Origin of the sequence: Paenibacillus sp. FSL R7-0340 (assembly GCF_038002205.1) — a bacterium.
In the GTDB taxonomy this organism is placed as follows: Bacteria; Bacillota; Bacilli; order Paenibacillales; family Paenibacillaceae; genus Paenibacillus; species Paenibacillus polymyxa_B.
In genome coordinates, this window is sequence record NZ_JBBOBY010000001.1 from 4265347 (window position 1) to 4287442 (window position 22096).

Genomic DNA, 22096 nt, shown 5'->3' on the forward strand with positions numbered 1-22096 from the left:
TACGTTAATATGTAGTTTATACTAGCCGAACATTTCTGCCGGAGGGGGTAAAGTGTTGGTTATTCGCACGTCCAGTGCAAGTCGCACTGGTAACACGTTCAGCAGAGTGCTGCTGTCTCGATATTTTGGATTAGGTCTGTTTTTTGTACTTATGATCGGCAAGCTCGTACTGATTCACTATAACTTGCATGCCCAAAATATTGACATGAATCCGCTGGATTATGTCATCGCTATTGGTTCTCTTTTACTTGTGAGCTTCTGGACCTTATGGCTACCACGTCGCGGACGTTTGATTGCTCTTGTGGTGCTCGATGTTTTGCTCACCGCGCTCATTTATTCCGACATGGTTTATTATCGGTATTTCCAGGATTTCATTACGATTCCCGTCTTACTTCAAGCCGGACAAGTTGACTCTCTGGGCGGAAGTATCGCATCCCTTATGTACTGGTGGGACATTTTCTTTTTTGCAGACTGGATTCTATTCATTCCGTATGTCATATTTGTGGCTTCGTTACGACGTCGACTTACAACGAATGATACTTATTTAGAAGCATCCCGAAGCTCGTTCACAAGGAGGTTCCTGCTTCGCTTCTCCAAAGGGGCATTGGCCTTCCTGATTGGCTATGTATTGACATTTGGGCCGATCAAATATTATACCTCCACATGGGCAACTGGCATATTTGTCGGTAACTGGTGGTCGATGGCCTTGTACAACGTAACCGGATTGATCGGATTTCATGGATATGACATCTACCGCTATGGTCAGGATCACCTTGGTCCCCAGCCTACATTGGCTCAAGCAGAATCCGATAAGGATAAGGAATGGTTTAATCAGCACCAAAAGTTGCTTCAGGTTAAAAATGATCTATCTGGCAAGTATAAGGGCAAAAACGTGATGGTCATACAAGCTGAAGCGTTCATGAACTTTTTTATCGGCAAACAGATCAACGGTCAAGCGATTACGCCTAACTTTGACAAACTGACGAAGGAAAGCATGTATTTCAACAATTATTTTCACCAGACTGCGCAGGGTCGTACTTCGGACGCGGACTTCTCTACACATGCTTCGCTGCATCCGCTCCCTACTGGCTCGGTATTTATCCGTTATGCGGACCATAAATTCGATACGTTACCTTCCATTTTGAAGGATACTGGGTATAGTCCCAATGCGTTTCACGTGTACGATAGCAGCTTCTGGAACCGTTACACCATGTATAAGGCAATGAACTATGACAAGTTCTACAGTAAAAAAGATTTTAAAATAGATGAGCCACTGGGTTGGTCCCTAGGAGATAAATCCTTTTTCCGTCAAACGCTCAATGATCTCACCACCGAAGTTAAGCAGCCGTTCTACGCCTATATGGTCGGTATCTCCAGCCATCATCCGTACAACCTGTCACCTGACGCGGTAGATTTGGACGTTGGCGAGTTTGAAGGTACCATGTTCGGAGACTATCTGAAATCTGTCCATTATGTAGATGAAGCACTGGGCGAATTGGTAGATCAGATGAAGAAAGACGGACTGTGGGATGATACGATCCTGATGTTTTATGGGGATCATGACAATTCTATTAAAGACAAAGCACTGTATGAGAAGTTTTTAGGCAAGCCACTTACGGATCTGGACATGCAGAAAATCATGAATCAAGTGCCATTGCTTGTGCATCTTCCTGACGGAAGTCAGGCGGGCACGTATACGGAACCGGCAGGTCAGTTGGATCTGACGCCTTCCGTAATGCACCTACTTGGGATTTCTACAAAACCATATCATTTTATGGGAAACGATCTGTTTAGCGGGAAGCCTCGTATGGTTGTACTGCGTACTGGTGCTTTCACCGATGGACGAGTGTACTACATTCCATCTGAGGACGGTACATTCTCCAAAGGGACCTGTTACAACCTGAGTACAGGCCAGCCTACAGATGTTAACGCCTGCGGACCGGGCTATACCGAAGCTCTCAATCGGTTGAACATATCCGATCAGGTTATCACATACGATCTTATTCGCGAATGGGAACCACAAACAAAGAAGTAACTCCTTCTTTATCTAATAGACTTTCTGTGGGAGGTTGCTAACATAGCATCCTCCCCGAACTCTTTTAAGGATGCCGATCGCATACCCACCCTGTATATAACAAAAAAGCACGATCCATCAGCTTGTAAGTGCTGTGGATCGTGCTTTTTTATATGGATTGTCACTCGACTGCGCTAGGAACGCAACGTTTTTTTAGCTTGTTCAAGCCGTTGTACCTCTTCACCAAGCATGTCCTCTGCAACTTCTACTGAGTCGTCACCAAGGCTATCCTTTGCCTGCTGTATGGCATGTTCCGCATGAGTGCGAGATTGCTCCGCCTGTTCAATCAGTTGCTCAGCCGGATGTGACAATGCCTGAGAGACGGCATTGTGTAGCCTGTCCACCGAGTTTTGTGTTTGAGCTTCAACACTGTGATTGTCGAGATTAGAATCATATTGGGCCATGAGTCACTCCTCCTTCTGGGCAGTGGTCTACATCCATTAGCATGGATCAGAAGAAGGAGAACTATTCAAAAATTGCGAATGCTGCGTACTGGAACTATTTGATAAAGCGCGCAGCCTTCTCCAATACTTCATCCTCTGTGGCCGCACTCACATAACGTCCGTTCACATATACAAACGCTCGTTTCCCACAAGGACCGCAATACGATTTGCAGCCGATTTTGATCTCGGCATCTGGTGCCATCTTTTGCAACTTGGGCAAGATCGTTTTCAAGCGGATATGATTGCATTCATCACATACGCGAATATCATTGGCCATCTGTCATCCCTCCGAGCTCCGGCTTAGTGGTCGCCGTGATTACCTTGGGAAGGGTTAGTAATGACAAATCCTTCTTCGGGGAAGTACAAGTAATCAATTTTTACACCATCCAGCAGCGGCTGGCCGTTTTCCAAAATTACGTCAATGCCTTTATCTGTAGATACGACAGTATCTGTTTCTTTAGGCGTGTCCAAATCCAGCCCGTAATGAGCATGATCTCCATGAGCATGAGTAATAACAACGCGCAGGCTCTTCCCTTGGTTCTCTTCCTTATCCAGTTCAAGTTTCAATACTTTAGCTGCGTTACGAGTAATTTTGCAGTTCATCAAACTTCATCTCCTTCATATTCATTAAATGAAATGTGGTTCATTGGATACCTATCCACACCACACAACCTAGCGGGTAAAATCAACAACTCAAATAATTAGCCTCTATCCCAGAGGGAAAGAGGTACTACGGCAGCACAGCTGCGTCTGAAACATCATCATGAGCCGATAGACCACAATTATATTCAGCATAGCAAAAGGCAATATTCCTATTGTAAAGAAAATCGTGAAAAATCGCAATCACGAAATTCATAAGCTTATCTACCGAACACGTACATGCTGTTTTTCAAGCACATCTGGATATTTTCGTTCGGCACGGGTGACAAACCAATTCATAAGCAATAGCGTCACACCAATATCGTCGATGGGCATAAATGGCATGACATCAGGTAATACCCAATAGAGCAATACAGGCACCGCAAAGAGTAACTTTTCTCCCAGCGGAATCCTTGATGAAGTAATAAATCGGGGCATACGACGAAATACATGTGACCATTGACGGAGAGATAGTAATCTTTTCCACTTCATAGTTGTTCACTCCATTTCCAATGCTCCTAAGTATATATACCCCATTGAAGGGACATGTAAAGAGGAACACTTATAAAAAACGTGTTCCTCCTAATACGCGCAAATGATTCGATACGTTTCAGTAGGCCGAATTTTTCACCATGACAGCACTGTTGCCATTAACATGCCCACTTCTGCTGCAATATCATCGTAATCACGCATGGGCAGCGGATTTACACCTAGACCGACTTCAACGGTAAACCCTGGTTTACCAAATCGCTGTATAAACCAATCCTTGTACCCTGCATCGCTCCCACCCAGCTTTACCGCCCGGTACCCTGTTGCGGCAGCTAGCCGCAAGGCCCAATCTCGGCTCTCCTTAGGCTCTAGATCCCGATAATTCCAATAGATCTCCTGTCCCTGACTGTGTATGGATAACACCATGTCGAACTGTTCGCGCTCCGTCAGATCGGCAAGCGCCTTGGACTCTGGTTCAGACAAAGGTGCAGGTCCTGCATAGTCTCGTCGAGACGGACCTATTTTACCGCGTCTGCGTACCTCTTCTTCCCAATATGCCGGAAATTGATCGTTGAGATCGACACCACGAATATTGGCCTTCCAACCGCGATAATCAGCACGTCCTTCATTCCACTTTTTGAGGTCATGATACAACGGATGAGTTGGGAGTACACCTTGTTGCACCAGCTCTACCCCATCCGGGTTGACCATCGGAACCACCCATAGGGATGTATGCTCCAGCAAATCCTGCGGAGAACCTCCATACACCCATTGAGAGGTCCCTATATGTTCTTCAGTCCCATCGATCCCTTGTGCATATTGCTCTATAAAACGCAGCAAACAAGGCGTCGTCAGCCATTCATTAGCATGAACAGAAGCATTGGCATGAATTTTACGGGTTCCCTGCCCAATACGTACATAAGGAATATCCTTCCCCATGACACTGGTGCCAATGCTGCCAACTTCAATAAACGGATATCTGAGGGCCAAGGCCGCTAGGTCTTCCTTTAAATCTTCATATCCATACTCTCCACGTAATCGTACAATCTGATCCTGATGGTCTTCAGGAATAACAATAGTTTTTCCTTCCGTAAAATCATGCTCCGCAAGTCCTGGATTGGCTAGCCGTAACTCATCAAGCTCCACACCAAACTGCTTGGCAATCTGTCTTGCAGACTCACCAGGCTGAATAACGTATTTACGATCCGTAGACGGACGAATATATAACACTTGACCACTAATCAGATAGGGTTGCGTGGCGGCCCACGGATTATCTACGATCAAAGTATCCGCCGATAGTTTAAAAGCCGAGGCGACCCGGTGCAATGTATCTCCTTTTTGAACGATATATTCCCTCATCTTACTACGCCCCTTCCATCTGCCTTACTGCATGTTATGCAGACGCGGCGTGTCTTGATGTAGCGAAAAGCAAAACAACCGACTTCTTTTGTCCAATGACAAAAAAAGTCGGCTGTCTCGTTAATCCAAATTGGTGACTTGCCAGACGACAGGCGTTTGGCGAATTTGCTCCCCGAGCCACTGTGCGGCAATGCGCTGGAACAATTCAGGATCGCCGGAACAAAAAAGCTGATGCACCGGCGTTTCGTCCCCAGCTTCCAACTTGCCTTTGTTATACAAAATGGTACTCGTCTCACGCGCCGTTTCATCTGCCGAGCTAATGAGCTTTACTGCAGGCCCCATGACTTCTTGAATCGTTTCCTTCAAAAAAGGATAATGCGTACAACCAAGAATCAGACAATCAATCGGATACGTTTGAATAGGTCTCAATGTCTCCTCCACAACCTGCGATGTCGTCTTGGAGCGGAATAACCCTTGTTCCACCAATGGAACAAGCGCAGGACAAGCATGGCTCACCACGTCTACATAAGGAGACAATTGCTTGAGCGCAGCTGTATACGCTCCGCTTCGAATCGTACCGACAGTCCCAATCACCCCGACATGCCCGGTAGCCGTCGCGCTAATCGCAGCACGAGCCCCAGGGTGAATGACTCCGATCACCGGAATGGATACCTTTTGGCTTATATAGTCCAATGCCGCGGCAGTAGCCGTGTTACAAGCAATAATAATGACTTTCGGATCAAATTGAATCAGAAAATCAACCATTTGCTCTGTAAATTTTTTAACCTCTTCCGATGGTCGGGGGCCATACGGAGTGCGCGCAGTGTCTCCAAAATAAATGATTTTTTCCCGTGGAAGCTGACGCATGACTTCTTTTACAACCGTCAAACCTCCTACACCGGAATCCAATATTGCAATCGCTTGCTGCACGTACACACCGCTTCCTTTTTTGTTCAAATATGAGTTGTTTCATCTCGGAAAGCTATCCGTTGCTACATACCTTATGTCGTATTCGTGTAAAAGGTACCCCAAAAGATTACCCTAAAACGAGGAAGTGATCAATAAAAAGGCTCCATCCCAACGGGAGAAGCCACGAATTCAAACTGTATTCAGTGTTTCACCTACGTTTTACAAACCGTTACAGAGCATCTTTTTCCGTATCTTCTTGACCAGTCGCTGATGAAATACTAACCTCAGGAATAATTTCACTCTTTTTACGCCATTGCCCGATTTCATGAATGACGGCTGAGGCTGTCTCCTTAATTTTGTCAGTATACTCAATTGAGGTGTCTGAAATTTTCCCCGCTAGCTCCTGTCCCTTATCACTTACGTTGCGCGCCTGATCTGTAATATTCTGACGCAGCTCACGACCAGACTTAGGGGCAAATAACAAAGCAGCAACCGAACCAACAATGCTGCCTGCCAACGCGCCTCGGATAAAACTTTTGCAGTTCTCCTTCATCATCATCTCTCCCTTGTGCCCGGGCGAATGCCCATCTGTTAGTGCATTATAAGCATGGAGAGCTTGTCATGATACAGGAAACAAGCCTGAAAAGTTTTACTTTTTTTTAGAGCGGATACGATACAGGCAACAACGGCCCCCATCCGCCAAACAATCCTCACGAACAACCTCGGCATCAAGCAGCTCCTCAAACATTTGCTGCTCGCATTCACAAGCCTTGCGGTAACGGCCTGCAATTTGAGAGATAGGACAATTGTATTCCACAATAGAGTAGCTACCATCCTCTTCCTCGTGCCACTCTGCCATATATCCGGAAGCATTCTGGATGCCCGAAAGCTTTTCCACACGTGAGGCCAGTGTAGTCTTCCCCTCCATGTGAGGGGCGTAGCGCTTCATCATTTTACGTTTTCTACCATCAAACAGCGAGTAAACAGCTTCCATTCCCTGTTCTTCATCCAGCTCCTCTAACAGTTCCAGTAACAGATGATCATAATTACGAGGAAACTGCTCGCTTCCCTGCTCGCTCAGGCTGTATAAAAACGTCGGACGTCCCATCGCCTGTCTCACGATCGTAGCCACGATCAGACCATCCTGCTCCATCAATTTGAGATGCCTGCGCACTCCCATTTCGGTAATGCCCAATTGAGCTGCCAAGCTTCCGACGCCCACAGGTCCCTGGGTTTTCAATAATGTCATGATCATGCGCCTAGTGGGCATTTCGGGTACGATATACTTATCCGTCACTTTTGCCTTTACACTCCCTCGGGCTGGGGACCCAATTCCTTATTTAAATAATCATGCACGTTAGATGCAAAAAGCTCCAGCAACCCAGGCAGCTTTGGTGTAAGCGGGTGAAGGCTTGTCCGGTCCCAATGGAAGTACTCCTGTACTAGGGGTTTACGTAAGCCTACCAGCTCTACTAGCGAATGAAATACGGTATCATCCAGTACACCCTCCTCATGAATGATACCGATAATATCCTCATAGCTACTAGCGTCACGCATAATAAATCCGTCGATGATATAGCTTCCTACGTCCGTTACCGTCTCAATTGCCAGATGAAGGCAGCGCTCCTGCACTAGCCCCTGCAACAGATCGCCGTTCCAGGCAGCAGAAGTCTGGCGAAGTCCGGCGACAATGTCGGGAACAGCCCCTAGTCGAAGCTCAATTTGTTCCCGGTTGACATAATACAAGGTCCTACACCTCCAGTAATCGCTTTAGATTTCATAATCAACTGCGATAGATACATCCTTTACTTCATTCATGTGTACAATAATTTCCTGGTGCACAGGGTGTACCTGATACGTTTGCAAATCCTCCAGTGTTTCGACAACTGCGGTAAGGGAAATATCATAAGAACGTTCCGAACGAATCACATCCGTACCTACTTCGAGTGACAGCAGCTCTTTGATTTTGCCGTTCATGCTGCGCAAGATGGATGCCGTGTGCTCAATGCTTTCGGGGGAGCGGTCTTTCAATTTGAACAAAACAATATGTTTAATCATGCGTATAGGCTCCTTATCTTAAAATGTTCTCTTGAAAATTTTATCATAACGCCCCACATACGGAAAGAAACTTTGTAATTCTAGCGATCTTTTCCGCCATTTTTACCATCAGACTCCTTGTCCTTTAATAGGGCAAAAAAATTCTTGAGCTTCGGTGGGAGCGGCAGACCCATTCGTGAACAGTTTTCCGTAATAGAGATCAATTCATTGGATAAATAAAAATACGTTGTCGCCCCTTTCATGATTTCGGTACCCATCAGGAGATCCACGTGATGCGCCAAAGAAATTACCATTAGCATTAAAGCCTTTCTAGCCAGCCCCCAAAAGCCGGCTTTACTGCTTAAACCTTGCCCAGTCTTAATTGCTGCGGCGACTCCAGTCACATAATCAACAGCCATTGCAACCGTGAATAGCACCATTAGCTGATTCCAGCCGCCAAAGGCAAACGTAATAAGGGCTCCTGCGGTAGCGCAAATCATACTAAACATACTCGGATTAATATTCATACCTCTCCTCCTCTCGGGGCGGTTACTGTAATATATGCAGCGACGTGGTAACCCGTAAAGTCATATGACCTGTGCATAGACATGAATTCATAGATTCATATAAAGCATGCTGCAAACTTCACAATTCCGAGCGAATACAACAAAAAGACACCTTTTCAACCACTATATAATGGTTGAAAAGGTGCCTTTTCTTTCATGCTATTCAATTAACGATGATCATTCCAAAAATTAAGCGGAGTCAGGTTATCATTCAACGGCTCGAACGAATATCCTTCTTTCTGCAAAGCGGCCATGATTTGTGGAAGAACCTTGATCGTAGATGGCTTATCATGCATAAGAACGACTGGTGTTCTGCCTTGCTTTTTCAATCTTCTAATATCACTTAGGACAGTCTGTACAAAATGCTCTGGATTTTTAGTATAACGCCAATCATTGGAATCGATATTCCAGTCCCAAATATGATAACCTGCACCCGTCAGTTGATCACGATATGCTTTCTTCAAATACGGTTTGCTGCCATAAGGTGTACGAATCAAAGAAGTGCGTTTTCCTGTAGCCTTAAATAAAATTTCATTATCCTGATTCATCTCTGCGAGTGCTGCTGCCGGGGATGCATAGATTTTCTTCACCTGATGCGTCATCCCATGCAGGCCCAAACCATGACCCGCCTCTACCATTCTTTTCATCACTGCGCTATGTTGACGAATTTCAGGTCCCAGCATGAAGAAAGTAGCCTTCGCATTATATTTATCTAAAATATCCAGCAGCTGCGACGTATGCGCCGTAGGACCATCATCGAAGCTCAAATAAATCGTACGGCTGGATGATGAGGCAGTTCCCTTGTTGCCTGAATTGCTGGCTTTGCCCGGTTTGACAGCTGCATACTGTTTAATTTCTGTTGCGAATGTATTCAAAAACTGAGCATCAGACAAACTAGCATTTGCGTTCTGAATTCGATATAGATTACTTGTTGGAAGCGTAATAGTGAAGCCGAACGCATCGGTCAAAGTGCGAATTGGCACCATTGTACGATCTCCACGCTCGAACACATCCCCCTTGTTCAAATCCAGCGTAAAGCTGCGATTATGTCCAGTCAGTACCAATGTGTTGCCGTTGGCCGAAGTAGAAATCCCCATCTTTTGCCCTAATGTAACGATAGGAACATAAAACTTATCATTTTTCATTACGGGCTGAATGGTATTCGAATCTAGCAACACATCATTGACCCCCAGCAAAGGAGCCTTCGCTTGTGCACTCGCCGTATTCGTATGTATACCTAGCAAACCCAAACAACAGATTGCCATCAAGCATACAGCCATCCATTTTGCATTTAAAAGCTTCATTCATTACACCATCCTGTGCTGTATTTTATAATGTGCGGGAGCTATCTCTAGCTTGTCTATGAAGTTATACAGACATGACGATATAGACATGGCAATATAGACATTCACTCAACATATAGAACATAAACGCGTATGAACCGACTGAACCTGACGTCTTTTCGTTCCCCCTATATATATTAATAGATTACCAGACTATAGTAGGTAAATATAGTAAAACAATTTGAAAACAATCTCGCAACCCCCCTACCAGAGAAGGTTACAAAGTTGTGAATAAATTGGCCGGATCTAAAAAACCTCCTACTATTTGCAGTCGGTACAAGTAACTCTAGCGTTGCAACAGGTGGTATCCATGTCAAAACCTGAGCTCACAAAAATCTCTATAGGAATTTGGCCGTTCTCGAGTTCCATTCTCTCGTTTTACTTATACATGTTCTTCTTGTCTTCCATTAAAAAAGTAGGGCTGTCCGAGACCATTCCCATGACTTTGGGACAAGGGGCGGAGGTAAAAATAATAAAGGTATATTAATCAAAAACTTATATATGCGTACAATCGTATTTACGGAGTATCATATGAAATTGATGAGCGTAAAATCTGCTTCGACATAGCTTCCAATTCATTCGGCACCAGGTGCGGTGAAAAAAGACCTTGAGAGGCGTACCGGGACTGGGGACTGACCCCATAACGTGAGACAAATCAAAACACCTTCAAGAGAATCGAGCCATGTCGTAAGATATGGAGATAACCTTGGAGGTGTTTTTACGTTGGCAACGAGAGTGAGTTACCCCTTAGAAATAAAGATGAAAGCTATTGAAATGAGATTGGCAGGAGTTCCAGTAAGAGAGGTTATGGAGCAATTGGGAATACGGAATAAGACACAGCTAAAAACATGGATGAGGTGGTATCGAAAAGGCGAAGTGCATCGTCTGGAGCAACCTGTGGGTAAACAGTACAGCTACGGAAAAGGTCCGGAACACTCTTCGGAGCTCGAAAAATCAAAAGCGGAGAACCGGTTCCTGAAGCAGCAACTGGACCTGCTAAAAAAGTACAAGGAACTGGAAAGGAGGTGGAACCTCAAGTCGTCATTGCCTGGGTCGAGTCCATTCGAGAAGAAGTGACGGTGTCTGAGGCTTGTGCATGGCTCGGGATCGCAAGAGCTACCTACTACCGCTGGAAAGCAAGCGTGGAGACAGAGCGTACAGATGCTACGATAGAGAAAATCCGGCAGCTTTGCATCCGTCATAAATTTCGGTATGGTTACCGGAAAATCGCCGCACTCCTTCGGAGAGAGCAAAGAACGAATCACAAACGAGTTCAGCGGATGATGCAGCGTGAGGGGCTACAGTGCCGCGTGAGGATGAAGAAACGAAAGGCCACTGGGCAGCCCGCTCATCCAGCAGAAAATCTGTTGAAGCGGCAATTCCATGCAGAGGCGCCCCTGCAAAAGCTCGTCACGGACATCACCTATTTACCATTTGGCGGAAAGATGTTGTACTTCTCCAGCATTCTAGATCTGTACAACGGGGAGATTGTGGCTTACAGTATAGCGGACAAGCAAGATACGTCCTTGGTTTTGGATACGCTGAATCAACTTCCAAAACGGACAAGTATGCTGCTCCATAGCGACCAGGGAAGCGTATATACGTCACAGGCTTATCAAGCTGCAGTAAAGGGAAAAGGCATTACCATGAGCATGTCCCGTAAAGGAACGCCCGCTGATAATGCCCCCATCGAATCGTTTCATTCCACATTAAAGTCTGAAACGTTCTACCTCGAAGATCTCATGTGTACAACGACTGCAATCGTTGAACAGACCGTTCGAGACTACATCACCTACTATAACTCAATTCGGATTCAAGCGAAACTAAATAACCAGTCGCCGGTGGATTACAGGCGACTGGCTGCTTAAACTTGCAAGGTGTTTTGATCCCTGTCTCACAAACGGGGGTCAGTCCCGTCCCTACCTCGTCAAGGTCTTCTTAAAAAGAATTTCTGTCTATTTATTATATCTTGCTTTATAGCCCTCGTGGTTTTCTAGCCAGAACGATGCTGTTCCAGAAGCAATCAAACATTGTGAATGGTTGTACCCTAATAAATATTCGGTATCAAAGTTAGTTACATAAAATTCAACATTGTAAATCTCATCGATAATTGAAACCACATCCTCACCACTATTTAATTTGAAAAACCCCTTTTCATCCTCTGGATTAAAGAATAAAATTACTGGATTTTTATTTACGAAATTGGATATCCACATCCATGAATCTGGAACATCAATTCCTACATAATCATGTATTCTTTCAAAAAGCGGAAAATTATGTGAACTACCATCTTCCAAGTACTTACTCATAATGCTCTGTTTTATTTTTACTGCTTCTTCTGCGGGCAAAATACTCAAGTCAATATCTAGTTTACTTGAGGCTGAAAATATTTGTTCTTTAATATTCCACATGTGTCCTCCCATTTGATTATTTATTCGCTGGTCTCCCAAATGGTACAGAATCAATTATTATATGTCCTACTGTATTCTTTTTACCCGGGGTTTGCCAACCAACATGTGGCGCATCAGGCCCGGAAGCCCAGTTCCCGTTTCTATCCACTCCATAATGTGCATAATCAATACTAACTTCTGCTCCGTTTTTTGATCGCCATTCCACTGGAAATGATTTACCATTTACATTTTTCGCCCATTTTGTTGCTGTAAATCCACTTTTATCAACACCTGTTTTACTAAATGCTAAATTAACCGCATCTCTCCAGGACTTTCCAGCACCCCTCCAATCCAAATCTTGTGATTTTAGTGCATATCTTAAAACACTACAATTATGCACCCAAACTCCGAGATTTGAAACGAAGTACGAATTGAAGTCTTTAACCTCAAAGTTATAAACTGTTGCTTTTCGCGGTTCTTTCTCAATCTTATCTATTGCCAGTTTAGAACCATCACTCGAAACAAGTAAGTCACCAGCTTTTAAGTCTTTAACAAACGTCCATCCTTTACCATCCAACCAAAAAGGATGTTCACCTGTTACCTCGATGATTTCATCTCCGATATGGACATAGTAGATTTCGTCAGCTTGTTTTTGGAACAGCCCCACGACCTCTTTATATGCCACTTCTCCAGTCTCATCAGACTTAGCAAGTACCTTCTCCCCTACCTCGATTTCCTCGATAGGTTTCTCTCCTTCGTCTGTTTGAACCTTAGTACCAGCTGTAAAGCAATTACATTTCCCTGATTTTACTTTACCACTATACTTCCCTTTGCCACTAAAGTTCACATCGCTAATCATTCCCATCGCAGCTATGCCAAGGACTTCGGCATCTGTCCACTTTTGGTATGCACTTAACAACTGATCTTTAGCCCAATCAGACTTGCCAGAACTATTCTTATAGTCACTTGTTCCCGTTAACAGGTCGTATAAGTAATTGTACTGGTTTGCTCCTCCATAAATGGACACAAAATCGTATCGTTTTCGTATGAAATCCTTGTATAACTGATAATTCTGATTCTTGCTGGAACCCGATTTAAGTCTGGCTTCATTTAGTAATATTCTAAGCTCTTGATAATCAATGGTCTCAAAATAATGTCCGCTCGGGTCCACATAGATTAGTGGATTATTGGCTACATACGCATACCCGTTCAAGCTTTGCGGATTGCTGATCTCGCCCTGATACGTATCCTCGCCCATAAAACGGGCTGTGCCCGGATCGTACCAGCGAGCCCGCAGGTACTGAAGCCCAGTCGTGTCATCCCAATACTCGCCAGCATAACGCAGCACGTTCGGAACGGTCTCTTTGACCTTCTCCGGGCCGCCCCAGATATCGTAGCTGTAGCTATTCAATTCCTTGCCCGAACTATCACTTAGGCCTACTACATCACCGTGACCGTTGAGCTGATAATATTGCAACTGCCCGCTTACCTTGTCTTGTCTGGCCCACAGTTGACCGGACAAGTCATACACGTAAGCGTAAGTGATCTTGGCTGTTCCACCTTGGACCTCGGCTTCCGCAATCAGCTTCGCTTCTTCGTCATAGTAATACCGAGTCGTTTTGCCGCCCTCTGTACGCTCGTACAGTAGACCGTCTCCGTTATAGCTGTACCCGACCTCTTTGCCTTCACCGGTCACCTTTGTCAGACGGCTGACAGAATCATACGTATATTCAGCATTTTTCATGCCGAACACTTTGCCACTGCTTTCAGCGCTTCGGTTTCCATTCGGATCGTAGCCATAGGTCTTATTTTTTTCACCAGCGGCTTCGCTGGCAATCCGATTTGACGGGTCATATCCAAACTGGTCTGTTGTTCCGTTTTGTGTACGTCCGATGATGTTTTTATTCCCATCCCGTTCATAACCAAATTGGTATAGCGCCGTACCGCCTTGCTCCACCGTAACCCCGGATAAATCCAGTCCGTTATAGCTGAATCGTGTACTCAGTCCTCTGCTCGAAGACTGACCTTTTAGCAAACCATTAGGAGCATAATCAAACGTCATGCTATCTAGTGATCCACCCGCAGCAGCACTCGCTTCTCCCAAACTCTGTACATTTGCCACACCGGTCCCAGCGCTAATGTCCATTTGGGTAACTCGGCCCACACTGTCCAGCTTGGATTGAACGTGCATAGACGTGCCAGCAGCATCTGTTAGCACATAGCCTGTACGAGACTGCTTGTTGTATTCATAGCTGATGTGCGTACCATCAGGGTACTTCAGCCCAGTCAACGACCCATCTGATGGATCATAGGCATAGGTGGTCGTTCCCTGACCATCTGTCATGCTTTTTCTTCGTCCTGCGCTGTCATAGGTATAATTGGTTTTAAAATCGGGACCTGCCGCTTCGGTAACTAATCCGTCAGTGTTATATTGAAAGGTAATGGCATCCGATTTTCCTGTCAACATACGGGAGATAGTTCCATCCGTATCGTAAATATTTAACGTAGTTCCTCCGCTTGATTTCTCAAGTAACGTACGTCTGCCCAACTCATCATATGAATACACATTTTTTTGCCCATCTGGAAACTGAACGGTCTTCAAATTTCCGGCTAGATCATACATATAGCTAACCTGCTGTCCGGATGGATCTGTGACCGAAGTCATTTGTCCCAGAGCATCGTAATCATAGATCATACGTTGACCGTTACCGTCCGTCCGGCTAGTGACCATACCCGCATGATTGTAAGCTAACGACTCCAGCGGCTGAAATGATCCATTTTCAGCCTCTTGTGTGGAGGTCACACGACCTAGAGCATCCGATACTTCACGTATACGGTAGCCAGAGGCATCCGTCTGAGTAACGGTACGATCCACTGCATTATACGCCACGGTATCTGTTGTTCCATCCGCATAGGTCGTCTTTACAGGTCGTCCAAAAGCATCGTAGGCGTAGCGAGTGGTTGCTTGTTCGGCATCCGTGCTTTCTACCATATCTCCATGATCATCATAACCGTAACCATAGATTGCATCATCCACCTGCTGCTGAAGCATCTGCCCGAACGGATTATACAATCTTTCAACGCTTACACCATCGGGTCCGGTAACAGTGACATCATTCGTATCATCCTTGTACACCACGACAGTTTGAGTGCCGTCCGGATAAGTAACCTTTGTTACACGCCCCAATGCGTCATACACATAAGACTCCGTTTTGCGCTTGGCATCTGTTTGGGACTTGATTTCTCCGGTCGGATAGTAATCATACGTATACTCAACACCTTTAGGCAAAAGCTGCCTTGTTGGGAGCTGAGAACCATAGGGAGACTTATAATCAATAGAAACATCCGTATAGTTTCTGTCATCAATAAGAACTTTCTGACCACTTACATTCCCTTTTGCATTGTAAAAAGTATAGGTATGTGATAAAAGCTTCCCTTGCTCTGTACCTTCATAGTTTTTCAGTTCATACAATGCGCCCTCTGCTTTATAAGTTCGAACTGTCGTTCCAGTTTTTCCTTCACTTATTTTAGTAACCGTCTGGGTAGGTTGAACCCAGAAAAAAGGCTCACTAGAGGTTTTATACGTATGAGCAGTCTCCAATCCAGTACTTTGGGATACTTTTAGTGGAAGACCATATTCATTGTAGTCATAGGAGGTGGTTACAGGTTCTGACGAAGAACCTCCTTCCGTATAGGACTCTTCCATTTGCACAGGCAAATTCCAATCTATGGCCTCATTATAGGTGTAGTTTATATGATAGCCGGTAGAATCACCCTCTTGATCATAGCGGTTAAGAACAAGCTTGTCTGGTGTGTTATCTCCTCTAAAGACTTTACCAAAATGGAAGGTTTCTGTTGTACGCGTCCCTTTGGCAACCACCGTCCACTCAGCATTTTTGCCATAACTGGCTAGATCTTCTCCGGAATACGCGAAATCAATTTTATTTAAAAAACGATCGCCGGCAGTTGTACTGTACATATCAGCGCGTGAAGCCACCTTGAACACGCCTTGTGTACCGTACACGCCTATCTGCTTGTTATAGGCTTCATAACGAATGTCTGTGATCGATGAAGTAGGTCGTACAATTCGTGTAAGCAACGCGGTTTCATTGGGCTGCAGGGCTCCAGTCTTTCTTTCACCATCTACGACCACATTAAAAGGAGCATCCATGAATGTATACGTATAGCTTGTGCTTCGGGAAAGAGAATCCAGTACTTCTGACAGCACCTTGCTGCTTCCCTCACTACTTTGACGATAGGTATACTGATGGTCCGTGCCTTGCTCTTTAACAACAAGCTGTCCAGCATTGTAAGTGAAATCAAGTTCTTTGCCATCATTGTTTCTAATCGAACGAATAAGCTTTGCTCCGCCAGAACTTGTATAATCAAATTCCACTCGATTCTTATACGCATCCTGGATTAAAATCAAATAACCGTCCTGATCGAGATAATAGTCATTTCCATTCAACACTGCTATTTTGTATGCACTGCTTACTCCCTGCACACTTGCGCTTTGATCTGTTCCGATCTTCAGATCTTTGTATGCATATCCTTCAAGCTGCAAATCATCTCTCAGTTCATAGGAGCCTGTTCCCGGAATATACAAATACCGTTTACCATCCTGTTTCTGCATATGAGGAAGATCCCATTTCCAGCCTCTCCCTAGACCAGAAGCTGCTTCTTCCTCGCGGATGGCACTTATGTTTGTATACAACCCTTCATTTTGCTGCACACCAATCTGATTATTTGCCAATGAACTGTTATACACACGAGCCAATGCAAAGGGCAATGACCCCGGCAGTACCAAGTCCGTATTTTGAACAACGAGCTGTCCTGAAGCGGTGGACACACTGTTGTCACCATAATCCATTCCATAACGCGATGTATCATCACTCAACCTGCTTTGTGCAAGCGCCGCCTGATCAAAAGGAGCATACACATCTGTTGTAGCAGATACCTGCAACAAACTTTGTTTAAGTAAATCCTTCCCGATCAGTCCGTTTTCTCCTGGAGTCGGAGCATATACGGAATCATTTACTCGGGGGATGGATGGTATATCCATCTCAGTCGTGTCTGGAGCCGGCGCTTTATCCTCTTCCTTATCTAGCGGTTGTTGAGTTGCCTTTTCATCCTGGGCGGCCTGAGTGGGCTTTTCACCTTCCTTCAGCTCAGCCGACTCATCAGACGGTTCCGCCTTTGCATTTGTGCTCAATGTCAGCCCATTCTGCTGTACCCACAAGCTTGGACTTTGCTCCGGTAATGAATTTTCTCCACCATCTTTTTGCCAAGCTTTATAAATATCATATAAAGTATAGCCTTTGGATAACTGTGCATTGACCCAAGCCTGATCTTTACCAGTTTGCTGCGCAAGCCATGCTCTGGTAATAATCTGTGGAGTGGAAGACGAAGAAGACTGAGAAGCTGCCGCCTCTCCGTGCCCTTCTTCTCCATATGCCCATGTGCTCCATGGACCCAGCAACATTGCCATACATAGTAGACTACAAATATAACGTTTAAACACTCGCTCACCCCTATTTAATAATGCCTGTACATCTAACTATCTGTTATGTTTTTTCGAAGCAAAGACATCCTTTTAATCTGTAAAAGGAAATACCTTCTTCGTCCGTCTAATGACGTTTCCGTTTAAGTCATAATCCAGTTGAATTTGATCACCGGTGAACAAAATAACTTTATTCATTCGGTTCCCTTTTCCATATTCATATGAAGTATCCTTACCAAGCGCCATATGTGCTGCCTTAATTACGGTTTGTAATGCGCCGCTATTGGTTTCTGTCAGCTTCACATAAACCGTTTGGCCTGCCTTCATCTCATACTCTAAGACCGTGTAATCCCAACCATATATTTGTGCTTGCTCTGTTGAAGAGACAAGCTGGTTACTAAAATCAGGGTCCGTAAACAAGCTTACAATGGGTTGCTGCGCAGCAAAGTTGGATTTCTCCTTCACCGCAAAACGGTATATCCCGTCTTCTTTGGGTGTAAACCGATATTTCCCTTGTTGGCCTGCCGTAAAGTCAGCTTCTTTATCTATGAGCTCAATTAGTTCGTCCAGCTTGCTGTCATCGTTATTTTTTACAGCAAACACACGATAAGGCGCTCCAAAGTTAACAGCAGGAGCAGCTGCAGCTACGGCAAGATGAATATTTGCATTAGCTGGCACTTGCTGTTGATTATCTGTCGCCTCTTTATGTTCACGAATCACTTTTCCAGCCTGATCCGTAACGGTATATTGATACGTTCCACCAGCCGCCTTCGCATTCGTCACGATAGGGGCCTCCTGACTTCCGCGATTGATCCATATCTCCTGCTTTCCGCCAGACAAAGACGTTTTTAACAACGCCGGTTCTGTGCTTGGCTCCGCTTTAATTTCATTCTTGAAATGAAAGGTCACGGCTTGCGGCGAAGTGACAGTCACAACAAGCGTATCTCCGGCTCCAAGTGAGATTTCAGGTAGAGAAGCATCCATACCTGCTCTATCCACCTTGGAATTTACACCGCTACCTTCTTCATATATGGCATAGTCGTAGAGGCGGCTTTCGTTTGAAGCATCTGTCGTTAATGAGGAAGCCTGTGAACCAGTATTATGGAATACATAGCTTTCTCCCTGCTTGACAGTGACATGATTGCCTGTCGGCACCTGAGCATCCTCAACGTCGAATATTCCTAACACAGCTCCATAAGTCACTGGCACATCCGAAACCGTCGTTACAATGGCATATCCACCAGCCTGTACCAACGGCAATTGAGTCGTATCACTGGCCTGACTGTACACCGTACCGTCTGCCTTGTAATTCATGTAATTCCACTTCATACCGCTGACTGAAATGACATCCAGAGCCTTGTCCAAAGTGCTTACATTGATAAATTTCCGGCTTTCACCGCGTTTCAATGTAATTCGATGGAAGGCTGCCTGTGCGTTAAGCATAGCCTCTACCTTACTGCTGTAACTAAAGGTGATTGGCCGATCGGATACATTGGTGACAATGGCTTCACCGCCTGCAACAATCTCTGGGTCCACTGTATTGTTGAAATGATCTGATGTCAGTAAACGAAGCCCTCGATAGCTTGCCGAATCAAAGCGTGCACTTCCACTACTTTTGTCATGCCGCAATGAATTCGATTTGCTATCATGATTGCGGAAAATGTACGAATCCCCTGGCTCCAGCGTCGTTTGCCCGATACCATTATCATCTTCGCTGGCCTTAAAGCTCCGATAGATACCACCAAACGTGATTGGCGTGTCACTGGTTACCGTCACACTAGCCTTTTTACCTGCACCAACCAAAAAGGTTGAGTTTCCGGTATTGCGCCTGGATTGCTCTGTACCATCTGCTTTGTACAGAACCACATCATATTTTCCTTTAACGGTACTGGCTGTGCTATGCAGATTCCTCAAATGATCACTAATATTAGTAAAAGCATAACTTTCGCCTTTAGACAGTGTTACGCGTAAAAAGGCAGGATCATTGCTAGTTTCCCAGGAAAAATCATCTGTATAATCAAAGATAATAGGACTCGGACCGATCACAGTCACAATGGCATATCCCGAAGGCGGGATCATGGGACCAGACTGGCTGTTAAAACCAGAGGAATTTACCGTTCCATCCGGCTTGTAAATAGCATAGTCGAACAAGCTTCCTACCTTTTTGGAGTTATTGTAGATCGGATTCATTAGCGTACCATTATTGTGGAAAATGTAGCTCTTGCCCACCTCAAGCTCCACACGGCTGATTGCATCACCACCCACAGGACGAGCAATAAAATTGCGATATGGAGCCCCATATGTAACCGGATTGGCAGTGACCTGGGTAATTACCGCGTATCTGTCCACAGCAATCTGCGGCTTCGCCGTAGTGCCACTGCCGCGTGAAGCCTCTGTTCCGTTTGCCAGATAAACAACATAGTCAAGTTTATCTTTAGATGTACCGTCACTTTCCACCGTATCCAATCGGGTTCCCACATTGATAAATTGGTAGCTTTCCCCCTGATTTAGGGTAACCCGCGCATAAGCCGGCTCGCCGGTGCTTTCTATACTGTATTTGCCGTATGGAAATCCGAAGGTCACCGCATTGGCAGTGGAACCTGTAATAATCAGTTCCTCGCCATCACCCAAAGAGGGATGAGCAATGCTATTGAGATCAGATGCGGATAAAGTTCCGTCTGCCTTGTATTTTGCGTAATCAAAACGGCGATTGTCCGCATTTGACCCATCATGCTGAATCGAACGGGCAGTCCATCCTTCATTCACAATCCGATAGCTTTCATTTTTAGAGACCGTAACTCGCTCTAGTGCCGGGTCCTCCGATGTACTGTAGGTGAAGACGTCCGTTACTTTTACGGTTAATGCTGCTGTTCCTGTATTCGTAATAAACGCTGTGCCTCCCCCAGGAACACCAATGGGGCTAATGCCATAGTCCATATGGACAGTGCTGATGTCTCCGTCCTCTTTGTAACTTACACTATCGTACAAAATGCCTTTTGATTGAGAAGCGTTGCTATATATGGACTTACTGATCGTATCTGTATTCTCGAATTCATAGGTTTCCCCAGGTTCGATAACGATTGACGTATACTCCACCGTTGCCGCCAAGCTCATCATGAGTGCATTATAAACGCTGTTTGTTACAGAAGTTGGCGGATCAAAAGAAACTGTTTCATTAGTGATCTCCTGTTCCTCCTGTACCAAACCTGCATGACCTTGTTGTATTCCGCCCGTTGCATTTTGTTTTTCTGCTCCTGCTTCAACAGGCAGACACAGCAAGGTGTTAATCGCTAAAATCGCCGTCAGAAACCATACCACTACCTTTTTACAAATCATCTAGCTGTATAACCTCCCTTTTTCTCGTCAAAAAAATGCATATTGGGCTGCAAAGACCCACTTTTCTCTCTGTACATCCTTACAATCGTAAGAGAAGAACATATTACCTCCATTCCCATTAATAATGTCACATTTTAATATATCGACACCTTAAACTTCCATTTTTATAGGCCAAATGGACCTTATTTTCCATAAACCGGTTAAGCCCATGGGATTAAAAGAAAATCAGGAGAGGAGTCACTTGCAAACCCCCCTTCGGGTATAGTAGTATGTGGTTAAAAAAAATCGGAGGGTATATGCCTAAACAACAAGATAAACATTCCATTCAGGCGTGGTCTCTGATCAATCGCAAATATTTGGGAAAAGGTGTGCGTGTCAAACGTTTTCGTAAACCAACACGCTGTCAAGTGCGCAATCGCGTTTTGCTTGCCGTTTTGATGGCTAATGACATTAAACTGTCCCAACTTGCCGAGGAGCTTTCCATTTCCTCCCGTAGTGTCAGTGCGTGGGTATATGAAGGTCGCATTCCCGGCAACACTAATCTGGAAAAGACGTGTAATACACTTGGTTATCCGCACCATATTCTATTTAATGAAGAGGTTGTCCGGCGTTCACCACTCATCTGTCAACCAGCGCCGTCCCGTTTTATGAAACGGACTGTGACTCGTTCTCCGGTTAAAAATCGGATCTTGGCGGGTCTATGCATGGTACATGATATTTCGGTGACCGATGTGAGTCATTGGATTGGTGTTCACCCCGGTACATTTCGGAAATGGTTGCATCAGGGTACCGTTCCTTCGCAAACCTTCCAGGATCAGGCGGAACAGTTTTTCCGTATTCCAAAATCCATTTTGTTTGCTGATGCCATGCTGAAAAAGTAAAAATGTCCGTAAAAGAGAAATGGTTGTAATTTTCATGAAAGTCTTTGAAAGGAACGCATTACCATCTTTCATCCGCTGAGACTTTCACATCATGTAATTCACAGAATATAAAAATGCAAAAAAGCACAGT

The 22096-nt window shown here is 44.9% G+C and carries 18 protein-coding genes; 3 read left to right on the top strand and 15 right to left on the bottom strand.

Going from position 1 to position 22096, the window contains the following annotated elements; all coding sequences use genetic code 11:
- The first annotated feature begins 52 nt into the window (after positions 1-52).
- Positions 53-2035, top strand: coding sequence for an LTA synthase family protein (locus tag MKX59_RS18720; protein ID WP_028542840.1), 1983 nt, complete (start codon positions 53-55; stop codon positions 2033-2035).
- A gap of 173 nt (positions 2036-2208) precedes the next feature.
- Here MKX59_RS18720 and MKX59_RS18725 read toward each other — a convergent pair whose 3' ends face one another.
- The 12 genes from MKX59_RS18725 to MKX59_RS18780 form a co-directional block, all read right to left on the bottom strand.
- Positions 2209-2478: a hypothetical protein gene (locus tag MKX59_RS18725; RefSeq protein WP_023987992.1), complete on the bottom strand. Its 270-nt coding sequence runs from the start codon at positions 2476-2478 to the stop codon at positions 2209-2211.
- A 94-nt stretch (positions 2479-2572) separates the two neighbouring features.
- Positions 2573-2794, bottom strand: a complete 222-nt coding sequence (locus MKX59_RS18730) for a DUF1450 domain-containing protein (RefSeq protein WP_007429791.1) — start codon at positions 2792-2794, stop codon at positions 2573-2575.
- Positions 2795-2817: 23 nt separating this feature from the next.
- A complete protein-coding gene (locus MKX59_RS18735; RefSeq protein ID WP_013309686.1) occupies positions 2818-3120 on the bottom strand; it encodes a heme biosynthesis protein HemY in 303 nt (100 codons plus the stop codon).
- 261 nt (positions 3121-3381) lie between these two features.
- The gene (locus MKX59_RS18740) at positions 3382-3648 is read right to left on the bottom strand and encodes a hypothetical protein (protein ID WP_023987991.1); all 267 of its coding nucleotides are present in this window, start codon (positions 3646-3648) and stop codon (positions 3382-3384) included.
- A gap of 135 nt (positions 3649-3783) precedes the next feature.
- Positions 3784-5004, bottom strand: a complete 1221-nt coding sequence (locus tag MKX59_RS18745; RefSeq protein WP_071558939.1) for a M14 family metallopeptidase — start codon at positions 5002-5004, stop codon at positions 3784-3786.
- A 120-nt stretch (positions 5005-5124) separates the two neighbouring features.
- On the bottom strand, positions 5125-5934 hold the full coding sequence (gene racE / locus MKX59_RS18750; RefSeq protein ID WP_023987989.1) for a glutamate racemase: 810 nt from the start codon (positions 5932-5934) through the stop codon (positions 5125-5127).
- A gap of 208 nt (positions 5935-6142) precedes the next feature.
- Positions 6143-6466: a YtxH domain-containing protein gene (locus MKX59_RS18755; RefSeq protein WP_075154021.1), complete on the bottom strand. Its 324-nt coding sequence runs from the start codon at positions 6464-6466 to the stop codon at positions 6143-6145.
- Positions 6467-6562: 96 nt separating this feature from the next.
- Positions 6563-7210, bottom strand: coding sequence for a helix-turn-helix transcriptional regulator (locus tag MKX59_RS18760; protein ID WP_028542843.1), 648 nt, complete (start codon positions 7208-7210; stop codon positions 6563-6565).
- A gap of 8 nt (positions 7211-7218) precedes the next feature.
- Positions 7219-7659: a DUF86 domain-containing protein gene (locus MKX59_RS18765; RefSeq protein WP_023987986.1), complete on the bottom strand. Its 441-nt coding sequence runs from the start codon at positions 7657-7659 to the stop codon at positions 7219-7221.
- Between the two features lie 24 nt (positions 7660-7683).
- Entirely contained in the window at positions 7684-7971 is a 288-nt protein-coding gene (locus tag MKX59_RS18770) for a Dabb family protein (RefSeq protein WP_013309679.1), read from the bottom strand.
- An 80-nt stretch (positions 7972-8051) separates the two neighbouring features.
- The gene (locus MKX59_RS18775) at positions 8052-8477 is read right to left on the bottom strand and encodes a phage holin family protein (protein WP_023987985.1); all 426 of its coding nucleotides are present in this window, start codon (positions 8475-8477) and stop codon (positions 8052-8054) included.
- Between the two features lie 206 nt (positions 8478-8683).
- Positions 8684-9820, bottom strand: coding sequence for a polysaccharide deacetylase (locus MKX59_RS18780; protein ID WP_340858700.1), 1137 nt, complete (start codon positions 9818-9820; stop codon positions 8684-8686).
- A gap of 762 nt (positions 9821-10582) precedes the next feature.
- Between MKX59_RS18780 and MKX59_RS18785 the strand changes: the two genes are divergently transcribed.
- Positions 10583-11727, top strand: a protein-coding gene (locus MKX59_RS18785) for an IS3 family transposase (RefSeq protein ID WP_340858701.1) whose coding sequence is annotated in 2 segments (ribosomal slippage) — positions 10583-10856 and positions 10856-11727 — 1146 coding nt in all. Because the reading frame shifts where the segments join, the coding sequence is not laid out codon by codon here.
- Positions 11728-11814: 87 nt separating this feature from the next.
- Here MKX59_RS18785 and MKX59_RS18790 read toward each other — a convergent pair.
- The 3 genes from MKX59_RS18790 to MKX59_RS18800 all read right to left on the bottom strand — a co-directional run bounded on the left by MKX59_RS18790 (position 11815) and on the right by MKX59_RS18800 (position 21085).
- Positions 11815-12270, bottom strand: coding sequence for a hypothetical protein (locus MKX59_RS18790; RefSeq protein WP_160789790.1), 456 nt, complete (start codon positions 12268-12270; stop codon positions 11815-11817).
- A gap of 16 nt (positions 12271-12286) precedes the next feature.
- Entirely contained in the window at positions 12287-17770 is a 5484-nt protein-coding gene (locus MKX59_RS18795) for a polymorphic toxin-type HINT domain-containing protein (RefSeq protein WP_340858702.1), read from the bottom strand.
- Between the two features lie 72 nt (positions 17771-17842).
- A complete protein-coding gene (locus MKX59_RS18800; RefSeq protein WP_340858703.1) occupies positions 17843-21085 on the bottom strand; it encodes a hypothetical protein in 3243 nt (1080 codons plus the stop codon).
- 296 nt (positions 21086-21381) lie between these two features.
- Between MKX59_RS18800 and MKX59_RS18805 the strand changes: the two genes are divergently transcribed.
- Positions 21382-21966 carry a helix-turn-helix domain-containing protein gene (locus MKX59_RS18805; RefSeq protein ID WP_007429779.1) on the top strand — a complete coding sequence of 195 codons (585 nt, stop codon included), beginning with the start codon at positions 21382-21384 and terminating at the stop codon, positions 21964-21966.
- The last annotated feature ends 130 nt before the right edge of the window (positions 21967-22096 follow it).

What these genes read in the sequence shown, in the direction of transcription:
- MKX59_RS18735 (WP_013309686.1), bottom strand. Translation starts at nt 3,120, where the DNA reads ATGAACTGCAAAATTACTCGTAACGCAGCTAAAGTATTGAAACTTGAA.
- MKX59_RS18755 (WP_075154021.1), bottom strand. Translation starts at nt 6,466, where the DNA reads ATGAAGGAGAACTGCAAAAGTTTTATCCGAGGCGCGTTGGCAGGCAGC.
- MKX59_RS18780 (WP_340858700.1), bottom strand. Translation starts at nt 9,820, where the DNA reads ATGAAGCTTTTAAATGCAAAATGGATGGCTGTATGCTTGATGGCAATC.
- MKX59_RS18770 (WP_013309679.1), bottom strand. Translation starts at nt 7,971, where the DNA reads ATGATTAAACATATTGTTTTGTTCAAATTGAAAGACCGCTCCCCCGAA.
- MKX59_RS18775 (WP_023987985.1), bottom strand. Translation starts at nt 8,477, where the DNA reads ATGAATATTAATCCGAGTATGTTTAGTATGATTTGCGCTACCGCAGGA.
- MKX59_RS18740 (WP_023987991.1), bottom strand. Translation starts at nt 3,648, where the DNA reads ATGAAGTGGAAAAGATTACTATCTCTCCGTCAATGGTCACATGTATTT.
- MKX59_RS18800 (WP_340858703.1), bottom strand. Translation starts at nt 21,085, where the DNA reads ATGATTTGTAAAAAGGTAGTGGTATGGTTTCTGACGGCGATTTTAGCG.
- MKX59_RS18790 (WP_160789790.1), bottom strand. Translation starts at nt 12,270, where the DNA reads ATGTGGAATATTAAAGAACAAATATTTTCAGCCTCAAGTAAACTAGAT.
- MKX59_RS18730 (WP_007429791.1), bottom strand. Translation starts at nt 2,794, where the DNA reads ATGGCCAATGATATTCGCGTATGTGATGAATGCAATCATATCCGCTTG.
- MKX59_RS18805 (WP_007429779.1), top strand. Translation starts at nt 21,382, where the DNA reads ATGCCTAAACAACAAGATAAACATTCCATTCAGGCGTGGTCTCTGATC.
- MKX59_RS18725 (WP_023987992.1), bottom strand. Translation starts at nt 2,478, where the DNA reads ATGGCCCAATATGATTCTAATCTCGACAATCACAGTGTTGAAGCTCAA.
- MKX59_RS18745 (WP_071558939.1), bottom strand. Translation starts at nt 5,004, where the DNA reads ATGAGGGAATATATCGTTCAAAAAGGAGATACATTGCACCGGGTCGCC.